At 40.3% G+C, this 16,651-nt stretch carries 11 protein-coding genes and 1 pseudogene; 9 read left to right on the top strand and 3 right to left on the bottom strand.

What is annotated here, in order from left to right; all coding sequences use genetic code 11:
- Window positions 1-24: 24 nt before the first annotated feature.
- From H6G18_RS00725 to H6G18_RS00705, 5 genes and pseudogenes are all read left to right on the top strand, one after another.
- A pseudogene (locus H6G18_RS00725) lies at window positions 25-135 on the top strand (transcriptional regulator); the annotation flags it as partial.
- A 238-nt stretch (window positions 136-373) separates the two neighbouring features.
- Window positions 374-1,087, top strand: a complete 714-nt coding sequence (hetL, locus tag H6G18_RS00720) for a heterocyst differentiation pentapeptide repeat protein HetL (protein WP_190405154.1) — start codon at window positions 374-376, stop codon at window positions 1,085-1,087.
- A gap of 371 nt (window positions 1,088-1,458) precedes the next feature.
- Window positions 1,459-3,012, top strand: a complete 1,554-nt coding sequence (locus H6G18_RS00715; protein ID WP_190405153.1) for a YcjF family protein — start codon at window positions 1,459-1,461, stop codon at window positions 3,010-3,012.
- Between the two features lie 234 nt (window positions 3,013-3,246).
- Window positions 3,247-5,007 carry a serine/threonine-protein kinase gene (locus tag H6G18_RS00710; RefSeq protein ID WP_190405152.1) on the top strand — a complete coding sequence of 587 codons (1,761 nt, stop codon included), beginning with the start codon at window positions 3,247-3,249 and terminating at the stop codon, window positions 5,005-5,007.
- 238 nt (window positions 5,008-5,245) lie between these two features.
- Window positions 5,246-5,425 carry a chlorophyll a/b-binding protein gene (locus tag H6G18_RS00705; protein WP_010999386.1) on the top strand — a complete coding sequence of 60 codons (180 nt, stop codon included), beginning with the start codon at window positions 5,246-5,248 and terminating at the stop codon, window positions 5,423-5,425.
- Between the two features lie 149 nt (window positions 5,426-5,574).
- Here H6G18_RS00705 and rpoD read toward each other — a convergent pair whose 3' ends face one another.
- The 3 genes from rpoD to gyrB form a co-directional block, all read right to left on the bottom strand.
- A complete protein-coding gene (gene rpoD / locus H6G18_RS00700; RefSeq protein WP_190405151.1) occupies window positions 5,575-6,747 on the bottom strand; it encodes an RNA polymerase sigma factor RpoD in 1,173 nt (390 codons plus the stop codon).
- Between the two features lie 1,676 nt (window positions 6,748-8,423).
- The gene (locus H6G18_RS00695) at window positions 8,424-9,065 is read right to left on the bottom strand and encodes a fasciclin domain-containing protein (RefSeq protein WP_190405150.1); all 642 of its coding nucleotides are present in this window, start codon (window positions 9,063-9,065) and stop codon (window positions 8,424-8,426) included.
- Between the two features lie 228 nt (window positions 9,066-9,293).
- Window positions 9,294-11,231, bottom strand: coding sequence for a DNA topoisomerase (ATP-hydrolyzing) subunit B (gyrB, locus tag H6G18_RS00690; protein WP_190405149.1), 1,938 nt, complete (start codon window positions 11,229-11,231; stop codon window positions 9,294-9,296).
- 373 nt (window positions 11,232-11,604) lie between these two features.
- On the opposite strand from gyrB, the gene miaA reads away from it, so the two are divergent.
- The 4 genes from miaA (at window position 11,605) to H6G18_RS00670 (ending at window position 16,263) form a co-directional block, all read left to right on the top strand.
- A complete protein-coding gene (miaA, locus tag H6G18_RS00685) occupies window positions 11,605-12,489 on the top strand; it encodes a tRNA (adenosine(37)-N6)-dimethylallyltransferase MiaA (RefSeq protein WP_190405148.1) in 885 nt (294 codons plus the stop codon).
- Between the two features lie 143 nt (window positions 12,490-12,632).
- Window positions 12,633-14,111: a glycolate oxidase subunit GlcD gene (gene glcD / locus H6G18_RS00680; protein ID WP_190405147.1), complete on the top strand. Its 1,479-nt coding sequence runs from the start codon at window positions 12,633-12,635 to the stop codon at window positions 14,109-14,111.
- Window positions 14,112-14,366: 255 nt separating this feature from the next.
- Window positions 14,367-15,626, top strand: coding sequence for a glycoside hydrolase family 10 protein (locus H6G18_RS00675; protein ID WP_190405146.1), 1,260 nt, complete (start codon window positions 14,367-14,369; stop codon window positions 15,624-15,626).
- A gap of 82 nt (window positions 15,627-15,708) precedes the next feature.
- The gene (locus tag H6G18_RS00670; protein WP_190405145.1) at window positions 15,709-16,263 is read left to right on the top strand and encodes a hypothetical protein; all 555 of its coding nucleotides are present in this window, start codon (window positions 15,709-15,711) and stop codon (window positions 16,261-16,263) included.
- Window positions 16,264-16,651: the final 388 nt, after the last annotated feature.

Here is a 16,651-nt window from a genome sequence, read left to right as displayed (position 1 = left end):
TTAATTGTATTTAGTTATAATACTGACCCCATGATATTTGAACTTTGTGAGTTAGTATGCGATCGCATCAGTCAGCGTTTACTACAACAAACACAGAGTCTGAAAGCACTTCACGATAAAACGCCAATTTTCTAAAGACGTAGAACATGGTTTAATATTTTCGGGAACGAATGTTGGCTACAACCAGGGCATCATATCCGTCGCAGAACTGATGACAGAATTCATCCAACCTCATACCATTGAAATCTAACATGGCGATAAATACTAGACAGGGGCATCTAGAAAATACGGGAATTACAGGAAAACAAATTTAAAGAGTTGGTATCATACCCTTTGAATTGAAATTGATTAATTTTTAAATTTTTAATTATTTATGGATGTGGGTGAAATTCTTAAACTTTATGCTGCTGGCAAACGTAACTTTCAGCGAGTCAATCTGCAAGAAGTAGAGTTAACAAATGCAACCCTCACAGGCGCAGATTTGAGCTATGCCGATTTACGTCAGACACGACTTGGTAAAAGCAACTTCAGCCACACCTGTTTACAAGAAGCGGATTTGAGCGAAGCCATCCTTTGGGGAATAGACTTGAGTCATGCAGATTTGTATCGCGCTATTCTTCGAGAAGCAGATTTAACTGGTGCAAAATTAGTTAAGACTCGTTTGGAAGAAGCCAATTTAATTAAAGCTAGTTTGTGTGGTGCTAATTTGAACAGTGCCAATCTCTCACGTTCCTTACTATTTCAAGCAGACTTGCGTCCCAGTTCCAACCAGCGTACAGATTTAGGATATGTGATATTTACTGGGGCAGATTTAAGCTATGCTGACCTGAGATCTGCTTCCCTGCATCACGCCAATTTAGATGGGGCAAAGTTGTGTCGAGCAAATTTTGGCCGAACAATACAGTGGGGGAATCTGGCGGCTGATTTAAGTGGTGCTAGTTTGCAAAATGCAGATTTGAGTTACGCAAATTTGGATAGTGCCATTTTACGAAAAGCAAATCTGCAAGGAGCAGACTTAACCGGAACAATTCTCACAGATGCTGAACTACGAGGAGCAATTATGCCTGATGGAACAGTACATGATTGAGGAATGGACTTTTACGCGATTTAAAATGGTATGTTTATTTACGCTGCACTGCACTAGTTTATGGAAAATTGCTGCGGAGTAGGAGCATAGCCGCAAATCATCTTTTGAGTGTACACTGATTTGTTATAATACTAAGATATAAAAAGTAAATTACTTAATTTTAAGTGATTTCGTCACATATAGTCTTTCTCACCTGTTGATAATGGATAAATTTTCTATATAACTAAGTATTTATTGTGGAATTATTAAACGACTTTAATACTACTATTACTTTTGACTGCTGATAAAGTTGCTTGTTGTACTCTGGTGAAAAATACTGAAACTATTAAGATTAGAAGCATCTGCCTATTTAATCTTTACCGTCGCCACCCATGCCTCTGTCGCGCATAGTCACGCTGATTGTTGGTTTAATTGTTATATTGGGACTTGCCCTGTGGCTGATTGATTCCCTATCGCGCCTTTACTGGCAGTTATCTTATTCGCCACTGCTGGGTAATTTGCTGTTGTTGCTGCTGATTGTTCTTATTGGCTGCTTAGTTGCTGCCTTTATTTATTACGTCATGATGTTGCAGGCTGGTGAACAACGCTCCCGTAGCAATCGTAGGCGAGTGACAGCAGCACAAATTCCTGCGGCTAAGTCTGATGCAGCTTCTACTACCTTACAGGCTGTGCGGCAACAGGTAGCCCAAATTCAGGATGAAGTTACACGACAGGCTTTATTAAGTCGTTCTCAGGAGATCGAAACCAACTTAGCAAGGGGGGAAATTCAAGTAGTGGTTTTTGGTACAGGGAGTGCAGGAAAAACTTCCTTGGTCAATGCGATTATGGGACGGATGGTAGGTAAAGTAGATGCACCAATGGGGACAACCCAAGTCGGAGAAACTTATTGTTTGCGGTTGAAAGGCTTAGAAAGGAAGATTTTAATTACAGATACGCCAGGGATTTTAGAGGCTGGGGTGGCGGGAACAGAACGAGAACAATTAGCCAGAGAATTGGCAACAGAGGCAGATTTACTGTTGTTTGTGGTGGATAATGACTTAAGACGGTCAGAATACGAACCTTTAAAGAGTTTAGCGGAAATTGGTAAGCGATCGCTCTTAGTCCTCAATAAAACCGACCTCTATACAGATGAAGATAAAGAGGTGATTTTGGCAAGGTTACGTCAACGGGTGTTGGGATTTATTGCTACAAATGATGTCGTAGCGATCGCTGCTAATCCTGAAGCTGCACAATTAGAAACAGGGGAACCTTTCCAACCAGAACCAGATATTATCCCCTTACTGCGGCGGATGGCGGCGATTTTACGGGCTGAGGGTGAGGATTTGGTGGCGGATAATATTCTTTTGCAATCTCTGCGTTTGGGAGAAGAAGCCCGCAAACTCATCGACGCACAACGTCGTCGTCAAGCTGATAAAATTGTCGAGCGTTTTCAGTGGATTGGGGCAGGTGTAGTATCAGTTACGCCTTTACCTGTAGTAGATTTACTGGCAACGGCGGCGGTCAATGCCCAAATGGTTGTAGAAATTGGCAAAGTCTACGGCTGTGAATTAAACATGGAACGGGGACGGGAGTTAGCCCTTTCTCTAGCTAAAACTATTGCCAGTTTGGGTATTGTTAAGGGTGCAATTCAATTACTGAGTACGGCTTTACAACTTAATGTTGCCACCTTTGTAATTGGAAAAGCCATTCAAGGGGTAACAGCTGCTTATTTAACCAGAATAGCAGGTAAGAGTTTTATTGAATATTTTCGCCATGACCAAGATTGGGGTGATGGTGGGATGACGGAAGTAGTGCAGAAACAGTTTCAGATGAATCGCCGGGATGAGTTTATTAAAGCATTTGTGCAGGAAGCGATCGCACGAGTTGTCAAACCGTTAACAGATAAATCTGAAGTAGTGGAACATGATGAAAAAGCTAATAGTTAGATTTTATACTTTGTCACTTATTAAGCACTTATTCAGTATATTTCCCACTCTACAACTAACTTAGGACTGGTGGCAGTTTTAGTATTAGAATCATTTTTACTGAGAGTAACAATACTTAAGGAACTAAGCTGACATTTTCAGACTCTACGTTAGAGTAATTTGTCTTTTAGCTATTCCGGAAACAGCAGACAATAAAAAGAATACTTATATAAGGACTAACTCAGTAACCAGCTCATGAACCACCACATGATCGGTAAAGTACTGCAAGCACGCTACCAAATTGTCCAAAACCTGGGTTCAGGAGTATTTGGACAAACATACATTGCTGTAGATATCAATTACCCACATCAACCTAAATGTGTTGTTAAACAACTTAAAGTTAACAGTTTCCACTCTAGCCACTTAGATACAATCAGATTACGTTTTTTGACAGAAACTGAAACCCTCAAACATTTGGGACAACATCCCCAAATTCCCAACTTCATCGCTTGTTTTGAGGAAAATGAGCGCTTCTACTTAGTGCAAGAGTACATCGCCGGACACGCTTTAACTGCGGAATTGCCAATTGCGAAAAATTGGGGTTCTCTGTGGCGCGAGAATGAAGTTATTACATTTTTAGAAGATGCGTTAAATATTTTAGAATTTGTGCATTCGCAAGGTGTCATCCATTGCGATATTAAACCAGAGAATTTAATTAGGCGTTCTGTTAATGGCAAATTAGTTTTAATTGACTTTGGTTCTATCCAGTCAGTCAATTTTGGCATAGATGAACAATTATCTATCTATCAAGTTCCTGCTACTTCCTTGGGATACATACCGCCAGAGCAATTTATTGGTCAAACCCAGATCAATAGTGATATTTATGCTCTAGGAATGATTACTATCCAGGCGTTAACTGGTTTAGAACCACTGCAATTAAAAGTAGATCCTAATACTAATGAGATGATTTGGCGTTCTGCTGATACACCAGTTAGTGACTATCTAGCTGCTATTCTCAGCCAAATGATCCGCTACAATTTCCAAGAGCGCTTCCAGTCTGCGGGTGAGGTATTGCGTGTACTCCAACAGATGAAATGGGAAACCTCCCTAGCGCCTGTTGTCAACGCACAGCGAATGGAGAACACTCAACCAGAAGATACTTCTGAACAAATATCACCCCTACTCACAGGAATGAAAGTAGGACTAGCCATTAATACTTTAGTAATGGGACTGGGAACTTATTCATTGCTGAGTAATTCTCCAGCCAATACAGAAACAGAAATTTTATATAAAGCGACAAAAGAATATCAAGACGGTGACTTGCAACAAGCGATCGCCTTAGCTAAACTTATACCTTCTCATAGTAATGTATATCCAGACGCTCAAGCAACCATCGAAGAATGGCAACAACAATGGCAAACAGCAGCAAAACAATATTCATTAGCTGAACAAGCATTGCTTGAGAGTAGATGGTCAGATGTCCTCAGTGCTGCAAACGAAGTTCCTGATATTTTATATTGGCAATCTAAAATTAAAAATGTAGTCGAACAAGCCAATGTCAATATTGAAGTAGAAACAAAAGATTTATTAGCCAAAGCTTATGCTAAAGCCGAGGCTAGAGATTTTTCTTCAGCATTAGAATATTTACGCCAAATTCCCCAAGAAAGTTCTGCTGGTGCTTTGGTGCAAAAAAAACTGACTGAATATAATCAAAAACGGCAAATTAGAGCCGCCTACTTTTTACACCAAGCCAGTAAACAAGCATTAGCTGGTAACTTTGATAATGCTGTCAAGTACCTCCGCAAAATTCCCCAAGGTACTCCTGTTTATGATCAGGCTCAGGCTAAACTCAATGAATACACGCAAAAACTACGCCCACAACCCCAAAGTCAAAAGGTAGCTTATAGTGTAGTCAATGCAAATCAAAGAGCAAAATCTTTGATGGCTCATAATTCTGTTGTTAAGGTTGACAATGTCCAATCTGAGACTCAGTTACAAGAAGTAAATATTCGCTAAGTAGACCAACGTTAATAATTAAATCTTAGTCTCCCAGGGAGGCGCATATTACTTCAAAGCTTACAGTAAGGGCTAAAGCCCTTACTGTAAGCATATTTATATTTCTATTAGTGCGTTAACTATGACAATTAATTCATAACAATAAAAATATAAACAAATGTTGCATTTTCCCAAAATATTGTTATATTAGTTTACATAAGGCAATGATTCTTATCAAACTCAGTTTGGAGTGCCACCCATGACAGACACAACAAAAATCTCTGCATCAGTAGTTGAAGACCGTAATTCTTGGCGCTGGGGTTTCACTCCCCAAGCCGAAATCTGGAACGGTCGCTTGGCAATGATTGGCTTTTTGGCAGCCACATTAATTGAACTGTTCTCTGGTCAAGGCTTCCTACATTTCTGGGGTATTCTGTAAGACCTAGAAAAATAGATAATAAAAGATAAACAAAAAACCTGGAAGTAAATTTACACTTCCAGGTTTTTTATTGTTTTTGTCTAATAGTCCATAGTCAAGAGTGAAAGTTTACAAGTTTTCACTGTTGACTCGTGACTATTAAGTTTTGACTACCGAATATATTCCTTAAGAACGCTGTTGCGATTGGGGTGGCGTAATTTACGGAGTGCTTTGGCTTCGATTTGACGAATCCGTTCACGGGTAACGTTGAAAATTTGCCCAATTTCCTCTAAAGTCTTCATGCGGCCGTCATCAAGACCGTAGCGGAGTCTGAGAACATCCCGTTCACGAGGGCTGAGGCTATCGAGAACTTTTTCTAAATCTTCACGAAGAAGGTTTTTAGAAACTTGGTCTTCTGGGGTTTCACCGTCGGATTCGATAAAATCACCTAAGCGGGAATCTTCTTCTTTACCAATAGGTGTTTCTAATGAGATTGGTAACTGGGCAGATTTAGCAATAAACCGTAGTTTCTCGATGGTCATTTCCATGCGAGTAGCAATTTCTTCTTCCGTAGGTTTGCGCCCCATTTCTTGAGAGAGCAACTTGGTGGTCTTCTTAATTCGGGAGATGGTTTCGTAAAGGTGAACCGGTAGGCGGATAGTACGAGATTGGTCAGCGATCGCTCTGGTGATTGCTTGGCGAATCCACCAAGTAGCGTAGGTGGAGAACTTATAACCTTTCTCGTGGTCGAACTTCTCAGCCGCGCGAATCAAACCAAGGCTACCTTCCTGAATCAAGTCTTGGAATGATAAGCCACGATTCATGTACTTCTTGGCAATTGAAACCACAAGGCGCAAGTTTGACTGCACCATCTTATCTTTTGCTCTGCGGCCAACGTGTAGGCGATAACGGAATGCTGGCAATGGTATTTGTACAGCTTCTGCCCATTCACTATCACGAGGATCGCGTTCCAACTTTTCTGACAGTCGCTCGCGTACACGCTCTAATTCGAGCAAATCCGCAATTTTTCTGGCCAATTCAATCTCTTCATCTGCCCGCAACAAACGAATTCGACCAATTTCTTGCAAATACAAGCGAATTGAATCTTCGGTGTAATGCTTCTTCTTGCTTTGTGTCCGACGACGCGACTTAGCGGCTTTTCCAGACTTTGCGTCGTCCTCATCAGACTGAGGCTCTAAAAACTCATCAACGTCACCATCATCAGCGAGTAACAAGTCCTCGTCTTCTTCAATTAGGAGGTCTTCTAACTCGATTTCAGGCTGATTCATTATTTCTAGGTCAGGCTGATAAATGCTATCGAGTACGTTGTTAGCCTGGTTCATGCCGCGTTCCTCATGCTCCTTGCAGAATCAATTACTCAAGATGTTTTTACTGCTCTTTTTAAAACGAGCTAGTTAACAATCGAAGATAGGGTTTTAAGTTCATTTCCCTAATCTTTTTCGGACGTTTTGTTCCTCAAAAAGAGGAACTTCTGAGTGAGTTTGAAAAGTCGCATTTAATGCTGACTTACTCATCTGTGTACAAACCAAAAGTGTTGCTCTCGCATATCACTTTTAACTGGCTTGTCTAAAAAAAGACTGGTCTTGATAAAAAAATTTACCACTTCATACAAATGATTTATGACTGTTGGCATATTTTCTTATAAAGACTGTTCCGATTGTAGCCTGTTTCACAGAAATTGCACTCTTTTTGTGTGTTAATCATGAACTGATTAAGTAAGGTGAAGCCCCCAATATCAAAAAGAAATTGAAAATGGTAGTAATCCCCTTAAATTTTCTCTAAAGCTTTTTGCAATTGCCATGACATTATCTTTACATCCTCAGAAAATTAAAGTTATCTTTACACAATTTCTGGTATTACGTGAAACATAAATTACTTAGAAACCGTATATTTGAAGTTAACTGAGGCGAAAATCATGAACCCACCCATTTTTACATTTCCTTCATAAATAAATTAGTCCGGAGAATTGGATAGGAGTTCTAAAGAAGCGCATACAGCCAAAGAGATGATGCTGTTTCCAGATACTCAACTTTTTACGTGTTCACCACTTTTAGCTCAAGGTAAAAGCTATGGATAAACTAGCCGAAAGGCTGGCAGTTGAGATTTAACTAATTTGGTCTTATTCACACATTAGCGCACCACTGACATTTCCACCTTCTGAATCTTGACAAACTCTTTTTATTGTATCCAACGATATTTTAATCAATTCAAAAGGACTTTGACATTTAAAATTACGGATATTTGTCTACTTAAGGCAAAACTTTATCGAATACTGACAAAATATGTAGCCTTTTCAAAGACGAAATAGCAAGCTACTAGCAGGATATTTTCTAATGCTAGAGATGTTCTGTGAAAACAGAAGCCAAGAGAACTGATTAGACTGGAAACTTTTTGCGAGCTAACTTGATATGAGAAAAATTGTGAAATAAAATACGTTAATTTCCAAAAAAAGTTGTTATTCTGTGACTTCCAATCCTCTACTTACTGAAGCTTATGCTACTCGAAATACAAGATTGAGCTTTGCTCTACAAGCTTAACAAATACTTTTTTGGTTTGTGGGAGACATTAACCCAGAACTCAAAAGCTAATATTGTTCTATATTACTTAGATAAATGATAAAAATTTTACAGTCGTCCTTTAAAATACTTGGTAGTAAGTAACTTTTGTGCATCAGTATATGTAAGAAAAATTGATGATTTTGCGTAGTATTCTCTATGTATCCTATCAAACAATTTTCTCGAACTAATAAAAAGATAAAAAAATTTCTCTATGAAATATTGCTAGTAGTCAAGAGTAGGGAGAGGAGGAAATATTTATTCACCCTTTCCCCCTCTAGCTTGAAAGTGTTGAGTACTGTTCGCCCTTCTCTACGTTCCCTGCGCGAACGCGTTCCTGTAGGGTGTGTTGTTTCAATTCCCTGGTGCCTCTTTCATGCTTGGCTGTGAAATTTTTTCATCGGGGCGGACTTTTCTCAGCTCTTTCCTCAGTTAAATTATCATTACTGTGGTGTTGGCGTCGCGTTAACATCTTTGGGAAAATTGGGAGGCAAAATAACTTGGTCTACGACATGAACGATACCGTTGCTAGCGGGGATGTCTGCCTGAGTGACGGTAGCACCATTGACTATGACTCTGTTTTTGGCGGTGTCAACATTGATTGTGACGGGGCTACCTTCAACAGTTTTGACTTGTCCAGATTTGAGTTGATTGGAAGTTAACCGCCCTGGGATGACGTGATAAGCCAAAAGCCTAGCTAATTGCTGTTTGTTGGCTGGCTGGAGGAGGTTATCTAAAGTGGTTTTTGGTAAAGCAGCAAAAGCAGCGTCAGTAGGTGCAAAGACAGTGTAAGGCCCTGATGCAGCTAACTGGTCAGTTAAACCTGCGGCTTTTACTGCCTGTGTTAATGTTTGAAACTGTCCTTCATTCGCGGCTGAAGTTGCTAGTTCTGCTAAATTGCGATCGCCAGTGGTGTCATTAGGGGTGACGGGAGGAACAGTTGATACGGGAGTTGAAGCGTCAGGAGGTACTGTGGCGGTAGGTGTTTCTGCCGCCGGTTGAGCGCAGGCAGACAGCGCTATTAGACTGATCACACCCAAAATATTGAATAGGGATTTTCCTACCAAGCTGTTAGTTGCTGGCATAGCTTTACTGAAACTTCATTAAATAAGGAATTAATGACAATAGTCATGAAATTTTTGTGAGACTCCCTCATCCTAATGGGATAGTTTACACAATTCTTATAGAAACTTGAGGATGAGGGATGGTATTGAATTCAGTGTTTTGCGTGAGTTTTGCCATATACAAATGAATGGGTAATTGATGTGAAGCAATTACCCATTCATAAATCAAATATTCAGAGTGTTAACAGATTAGATATCTAAATCTGTAAGGTTAAGTTTAGAACCGTAGGTTTCAATAAATTCGCGTCTGGGTGCAACCCGATCGCCCATTAAAATTGTAAAGATGCGATCGGCTTCGGCAGCATCCTCAATTTCGACTCGTTTGAGGGTGCGGGTTTCTGGGTTCATGGTGGTAGTCCAGAGTTGTTCTGGCATCATTTCACCCAAGCCTTTGAAACGTTGGATGGTGTAGTTGGCATTAGCGGGGAATTTGGCGATCGCTTGTTGTAGTTCACGCTCGCTATAACAATATTCATAATTGCGCCCCCGTTCTACCTTATACAATGGGGGACAAGCAATATAGATGAAACCTTGTTCAATGAGCGCTCGCTGGTATCTATAAAAGAAGGTCAATATTAATGTACGGATGTGCGCCCCGTCTACGTCCGCGTCTGTCATGATAATGATGCGGTGATAGCGCAGTTGGGTGGAGTCGAATTCTTCACCCTTGACCCCCAAACCCAGGGCGGTAATTAACGCCTGAATTTCGTTATTTTTATAGATTTTAGAATCGTCGGTTTTCTCAATGTTAAGAATTTTACCACGTAGGGGGAGGATAGCTTGGGTGCGCCGATCGCGTCCTTGTTTAGCACTACCACCTGCTGAGTCACCTTCCACAATATAAATTTCGGATTCGCTAGGGTCGCGGGAACTACAATCGGCTAATTTACCGGGTAATGGGGAAGATTCTAGAACTGATTTGCGTCGGACTAACTCCCGTGCGTGGCGTGCTGCTTCTGCGGCTTTAAAAGCTTGGATGGCTTTATCTAAAATTGAGTCAGCTATACCAGGGTGAAATTCTAGGTACTCAGTTAGGACTTCTCCTACCAAAGAATCAACAATACCCCGGACTTCGGTGTTACCGAGTTTGGTTTTGGTTTGTCCTTCAAATTCTGGATCTGGTACTTTAACAGAAATTACTGCTGTTAAACCTTCGCGGACGTGTTCACCACTGAGGTTTGGTTCATTTTCTTTAATTTTATTGCGCTTGCGGGCGATCGTATTTAATGTCCGAGTCAGAACCGCCTTCAAACCTTCTAGGTGTGTACCGCCATCTACGGTACGGATATTGTTGGCAAAACCCAGTACGTTGTCTGTGTAAGCATCGGTACACCACTGTAAGGAGACTTCTATTTGAACATTGTTCCGTTCTCCCTGCACATAGATGATTTCTTCATGCAGTGGTTGCTTATCACGGTTCATGTAAGCGATATACTCTTTTATCCCACCCTTGTATTCGTAACTTTCTACTCTTGGTGTATCGCTTTTGATCAGTTCTAAACGGTTGTCGGTAAAAGTAATTTTTACTCCTGCATTCAGATATGCCAACTCGCGCAAGCGACCTGATAGGGTGATGTAATCAAATTCAATACTATTTGTAAAGATTTGAGTATCTGGCTTGAAGGTGACAGATGTTCCTGTTCTCGCTTCTTTGTAAGGATTTGTTATGAGTTCGGTAACAGGGACGCCTCGTTCATAGCGCTGGGTATGAACTTTTTTATCTCGCCAGACTGTAACTTCTACAACTTCTGATAAGGCGTTAACAACAGAAATACCTACCCCGTGCAGTCCTCCAGAAACTTTGTAGCCGCCGCCGCCAAACTTACCTCCAGCGTGCAGTACTGTCATCACGGTTTCCAAAGCTGATTTCCCAGTCCGCGAGTGAGTATCGATAGGAATACCGCGACCATCATCTGTGACAGCCACGGAACCATCAGCATTGATCTCAACTTCTATATGAGTACAGTAACCTGCTAATGCTTCATCAATAGAGTTATCTACCACCTCATAAACTAGATGGTGGAGTCCTCGCGGCCCGGTAGAACCGATGTACATCCCCGGTCGTTTGCGGACGGCTTCCAGACCTTCCAGAACTTGAATCTGATCGGCACTGTAACTGCTCGTCATGAAAATTCTCCTGATGCGTGGGGTGGAAATCGCCCAAAGGCTTAAAAGTTAAATCACTCCAAAATTTTAACACAAAAGCCTTAACGGCGACTGTAGGGCATTTTTGTGAGAAGTTTACATAGGGGATGTAACCCCATAAGATTTTTGAATTAATCGCCTTACTATTGCAAATTTCACCGATTTATAACATACTCAACAAGTTTTGAGTAGAAGAGATTAAGACTTTGTAGTGTTTAGTCTCCGAACAAAATTTTATGAATGGAATCATTTAATTCCATCTATCGTCTGTGAAATCGCTCAAAATCTAAAAATAGCAAAAGGCTTAAAGATTTTAGCACAAAAGCCTTAATAGGGATTGAATGACTGTTGACTCATGACTAAATTAATTGTAATTTGTGGTGCTACCGCGACTGGTAAATCTGGTTTGGCTTTGAACTTAGCTATGCGCTTGGGTTCTGTTATCCTGAGTGCTGATTCTCGTCAGGTGTATCGTGAGTTTAATATTGGTACGGCTAAACCAACATTGGCTGAACAAAAAGCAGTTCCTCATTATTTAATAGATATCTGCGATCCTAGAGAGACGATGACGGTAGCAGATTATCAAGAACAAGCACAAGGATTAATTAATTCTCTTCCCATTTCGCCAATCCTGCTAGTAGGTGGTACTGGTTTATATATACGCTCAATTGTCCAGGGAATGAAAATTCCGAGAGTAGCGCCAAATTATGAATTGCGATCGCAACTAGAATCTCTCGGACAAGTTACACTCTACGGCATATTGCAACAAGTTGATCCCATTGCTGCTCAAAAGATTCATCCCCATGATCCTGTGCGAACTTTACGAGCATTAGAAGTATTTTACGTAACAGGTATTCCTATATCTGAACAGCAAGGAGAAAATCCCCCAGATTATCCGATTTTACAAATTGGGTTGGATTGTGAGGTAGAAAGATTGGGAGAGCGTATTCAAAAACGCACTGAGCAAATGATAACAGATGGCTTAGTTAGAGAAGTGGAATATCTTTGCCAGAAATATGGTGCTGATTTGCCTTTGTTAAATACTTTGGGATATCAAGAAATTAAGCAATATTTGGCTGGGGAAATTTCTTTAGAAGCAGCCCAAGAATTAACTGTTTTGCATACCAGACAATTTGCTAAACGCCAACGCACCTGGTTTCGAGCATATGCCCAAATTGAGTGGTTTAATGCAGATGATCCTAATTTATTAGAAAATGTTTGGCAGCGTATACAACCTTAGAGAAGTTTAATGAAACGTCTCTAAGTAATAAATCCATAGAAATGCGTCTATATGGTATTAGGAGCAATACCCATAGCACTTAAACTGTTATTCTTGCAACAATAGTAATTAATCTCCCCCACACAGCAGTTAAATAAAAATCTATGCTTACCCAAGACCAAGATAAAAAACTACGTAACTGGAAACCCATTATCAAAGCATTCGAGGCTGTCTTGGGTACAAATGGCGTAATCCAACGCCGTGAGGAACTTATCACTTATGAGTGTGATGGTTTAACTAGCTATCGTCAACGTCCGGCTGTGGCGGTGTTACCCAGAACTACAGAACAAGTGGCGGCGGTAGTAAAAATATGTAACCAGTATGCTGTACCCTTCATCGCACGGGGTTCTGGGACTGGTTTATCTGGTGGCGCATTACCATCGGAAGATTCGGTTTTAATTGTCACTTCTTTAATGCGGCAAATCCTCAGCGTAGATTTAGATAATCAGCGCATTGTAGTACAACCAGGAGTAATTAACAGTTGGGTGACACAAACTGTTAGTGGTGCTGGATTTTATTATGCACCAGATCCTTCTAGTCAAATCATCTGCTCAATTGGGGGGAACGTTGCGGAAAACTCTGGTGGGGTGCATTGTTTGAAGTATGGTGTCACAACTAACCATGTTTTGGGTTTGAAAATTGTTACACCTGAAGGGGAAATAGTTGATTTAGGCGGACAAATTCCCGAAAGCCCTGGCTATGACTTAACAGGTATATTTGTCGGTTCGGAAGGTACTTTAGGAATTGCTACAGAAATTACCTTGCGAATTCTCAAAAGTGCAGAATCAATTTGTGTGTTATTAGCAGACTTTACCAGCGTTGAAGCTGCTGGGGCGACTGTTTCCGATATCATCAGCGCGGGGATAATTCCCGGTGGGATGGAAATGATGGATAACGTTAGCATCAATGCAGTGGAAGATGTTGTTGCTACTAATTGTTATCCTCGTGATGCAACAGCGATTTTGTTAGTTGAAATTGATGGGTTAGAAGTTGAAGTTGCGGTTAATAAACAACGCGTTACGGAAATTTGTAAACAAAATGGTGCGCGTAGTGTGACTTCAGCGAGTGACCCAGAAACCAGATTGAAATTATGGAAAGGACGTAAGGCGGCTTTTGCTGCTGCTGGTCATTTAAGCCCCGATTATTATGTGCAAGATGGGGTAATTCCTCGGACTCAATTACCTTATGTTTTACAGGAGATTGAGGCATTAGGTCAAAAATTTGGTTATCAGATTGCCAATGTCTTTCATGCTGGTGATGGTAATCTGCATCCGTTGATTCTTTTTGATAATGCTGTACCTGGTTCATTGGAGAAAGTCGAAGAATTGGGAGGAGAAATTCTCAAACTTTGTGTTAAAGTCGGCGGTAGCATTTCTGGTGAACATGGTATTGGGGCAGATAAAAAATGTTATATGCCAGATATGTTTAGCACTTCTGACTTGGAAACTATGCAATGGGTAAGGCAAGTATTTAATCCTCACGGTTTAGCTAATCCTGGGAAGATATTCCCCACACCTCGCACCTGTGGCGAAGCTGCTAATATAGCTAATAATAAGCAGTTTGAAGGAGTGGAAAGATTTTAATATATCACTTAAGTCGCTAGTTATGTAGATGTAGTTTTTAGGTCTGGTAATTTGTAATTGGTAATTGAGAAGAAATTATTACCTATTACTCACTACCAGTTCTTAATTGATAACTAGCGACTTACGTTAAATACTGTTTTTTATTTATAAATTTGGTTATTGGTACATACATGACGTTATTTTTATATATTTCGGGGGTATACTAACTTATTCCGTAACTCCTATTACTTCTTCTTAGCGAAGTCAAACTCCCACATGAATCGGTTGGCAAAACTTTTTTTTTCTTACTTGCTGTTTGTGCAATTAGTATTGTATATAACAGGATTGTCTGTTCCTTCATTGTCTAACTATGAACAGAAAAGCAATCTACCAACTACAACAGAAATTCGTGGAGTTTGGCTAACTAATGTTGCCAGTGGTGTACTATTTGTACCTTGGGGTATCAATCGCGCTATCAACCAACTATCTGCACTAAACTTTAATACCATTTATCCTGTAGTTTGGAACCGGGGCTATACCTTTTACAAAAGCAGTATAGCTAAATCTGTTATGGGTTCCGACACTCAACCTTTGCTTAATTTCATTCATGGGGGACAGGATGTTTTAGCAAAGATAGTCGCACTTGCTAAACCGAAAAATTTAAGTGTTATTCCCTGGTTTGAATATGGTTTTATGGCTCCACCTGATTCAATGATAGCAAAGCGTCATCCTGAGTGGTTAACAAATGCTCAGGGGGGAGTTATATCTATTAGTGAAATGCTACCGCAAGAAAGTGACAATGACCCCACAAATAAGTTAGTTTGGCTTAATGCTTTACATCCAGAAGTCCAAAGATTTATCTTATCGCTAATTACGGAAGTTGTTACTAATTATGATATCGATGGCATTCAATTTGATGATCATTTTGGAATGCCAGTCCAGTTTGGATATGACCCATACACCATTGAACTTTATCAAAAAGAACATGAAGGTAAAAGTCCCCCTCGTAACCATTTTGATGCGGAATGGATGAAGTGGCGTGCTAATAAAATTACTCGTTTCATGACACAAATCCATCAAGTGGTGAAAGAGCTTAAACCTAATGCTAAGATATCTCTTTCTCCTAATTCACAAGCTTTCGCTTACAAGTACTATTTACAAGATTGGGCAACTTGGGTAAAGACTGGTTTGGTGGATGAGTTGATTTTGCAAGTCTATCGCCATGATAAAAATAGTTTTGTGTATGAATTAGAACAACCAGCAGTGAAGTTTGCTCGTACTCAGATTCCCGTAGCTATTGGAATATCAACAGGAACTTTGCGAACTCCTGTTAAGATTGAGCAAATTAGAGAACAAGTACAAGCTGTGCGCGATCGCCCTTTTTTTGGTATCTCTTTCTTTTACTGGGAAAGTCTGTGGGGATACATCACACCAGAATCACCCCCGTACCGTCGTAAAGTATTCCAAGAAATGTTTACCGCTAAAGCCGCTAGGCCACTAGCACCAGTTAGAGAAACTAAGAGATTGAGGAGATGAGGGAGAAGACTCAGGAAAGCAGGGGGAGAAGAAAACTATTAGCAACCAACAACTGACTAATGACTAATGACCAATTACCCACATGAAAACACCGTTAAAATTTCTCTGGCTGTGGACTCTAGCTACTTGTGGTGGGTTTTTGGCAAGTTTGTTTTGGATGGAAATTAGTGAAGGGACGGAGATTGGTATTATACAGGCTGCCGTTGGTGGATTAGCGATCGCCCTACCTCAAAGTTTACTCCTCCGAGATCATATCTTTACACTCAAGTGGGTTTTATTTACTCTGGTAGCCTGGGTGACAATTACTGCGATTGGTGTCGGTGCAATTGGTTGGATTGTACCCCCTGCTGAATTTCTCCCTCTACGCCTCCTCAATGGCGCCAGATCAGGTTTTTTTGGCGGTTTTGGTATTGGACTCGCTCAATGGTTGGCGATTCGTCAGCCAGTTTCTTGGGCTTGGCAATGGATAATAGTTAATTCCCTTAGTTGGGCGATCGCTATCCCTGTAGGTACTACAATAGGTTTTATCTTGCGTCACCTCACACGCTGGTTCTTGGGCGAAGTCGCAGGTTTAGCCATTACTTGGCTAATAGTCGCTATCCTCACAGGTATTAATGCTTACCGATTATTGAAATAAAAGGTGGTTAATAGTCATTAGTCATTTCCCCTGTGGCAGAAAATGTTATATCATCGTTTTCTGACTTAACGCCAAAAACATTAAGTTGGGAAATCATAACTTCATTAAGAAATATAACGTTAATTAATTTACTATTTGAATTTTATTAAGTTTATGCAACAATCTTAATTAAATCTTAATAATAAATTTCAGTAAAATTACACTTGCCTGCAAATGCGTTTTAAGATTCAACAAGCAGGATTTTTTAATCTTATCACTATTAACTTTCCTAGATTTCTGGTAAGAAATAAAGAAAGGGCAAAATATCACCAGCAAAGTCTAACCAAATTTCACTTTAGGCGCTAAAAAGCATTTTCTACCATGAAATTCCGAGAGAACGCGCCTATCC

Source organism: Anabaena subtropica FACHB-260 (assembly GCF_014697105.1).
Lineage (GTDB): Bacteria > Cyanobacteriota > Cyanobacteriia > Cyanobacteriales > Nostocaceae > Trichormus > Trichormus subtropicus.
This window is presented reverse-complemented; position numbering and strand designations above follow the sequence as displayed.

Coding starts and splice junctions, on each gene's coding strand:
- hetL (WP_190405154.1), top strand. CDS start 374: ATGGATGTGGGTGAAATTCTTAAACTTTATGCTGCTGGCAAACGTAAC.
- H6G18_RS00715 (WP_190405153.1), top strand. CDS start 1,459: ATGCCTCTGTCGCGCATAGTCACGCTGATTGTTGGTTTAATTGTTATA.
- H6G18_RS00710 (WP_190405152.1), top strand. CDS start 3,247: ATGAACCACCACATGATCGGTAAAGTACTGCAAGCACGCTACCAAATT.
- H6G18_RS00705 (WP_010999386.1), top strand. CDS start 5,246: ATGACAGACACAACAAAAATCTCTGCATCAGTAGTTGAAGACCGTAAT.
- rpoD (WP_190405151.1), bottom strand. CDS start 6,747: ATGAACCAGGCTAACAACGTACTCGATAGCATTTATCAGCCTGACCTA.
- H6G18_RS00695 (WP_190405150.1), bottom strand. CDS start 9,065: ATGCCAGCAACTAACAGCTTGGTAGGAAAATCCCTATTCAATATTTTG.
- gyrB (WP_190405149.1), bottom strand. CDS start 11,231: ATGACGAGCAGTTACAGTGCCGATCAGATTCAAGTTCTGGAAGGTCTG.
- miaA (WP_190405148.1), top strand. CDS start 11,605: ATGACTAAATTAATTGTAATTTGTGGTGCTACCGCGACTGGTAAATCT.
- glcD (WP_190405147.1), top strand. CDS start 12,633: ATGCTTACCCAAGACCAAGATAAAAAACTACGTAACTGGAAACCCATT.
- H6G18_RS00675 (WP_190405146.1), top strand. CDS start 14,367: ATGAATCGGTTGGCAAAACTTTTTTTTTCTTACTTGCTGTTTGTGCAA.
- H6G18_RS00670 (WP_190405145.1), top strand. CDS start 15,709: ATGAAAACACCGTTAAAATTTCTCTGGCTGTGGACTCTAGCTACTTGT.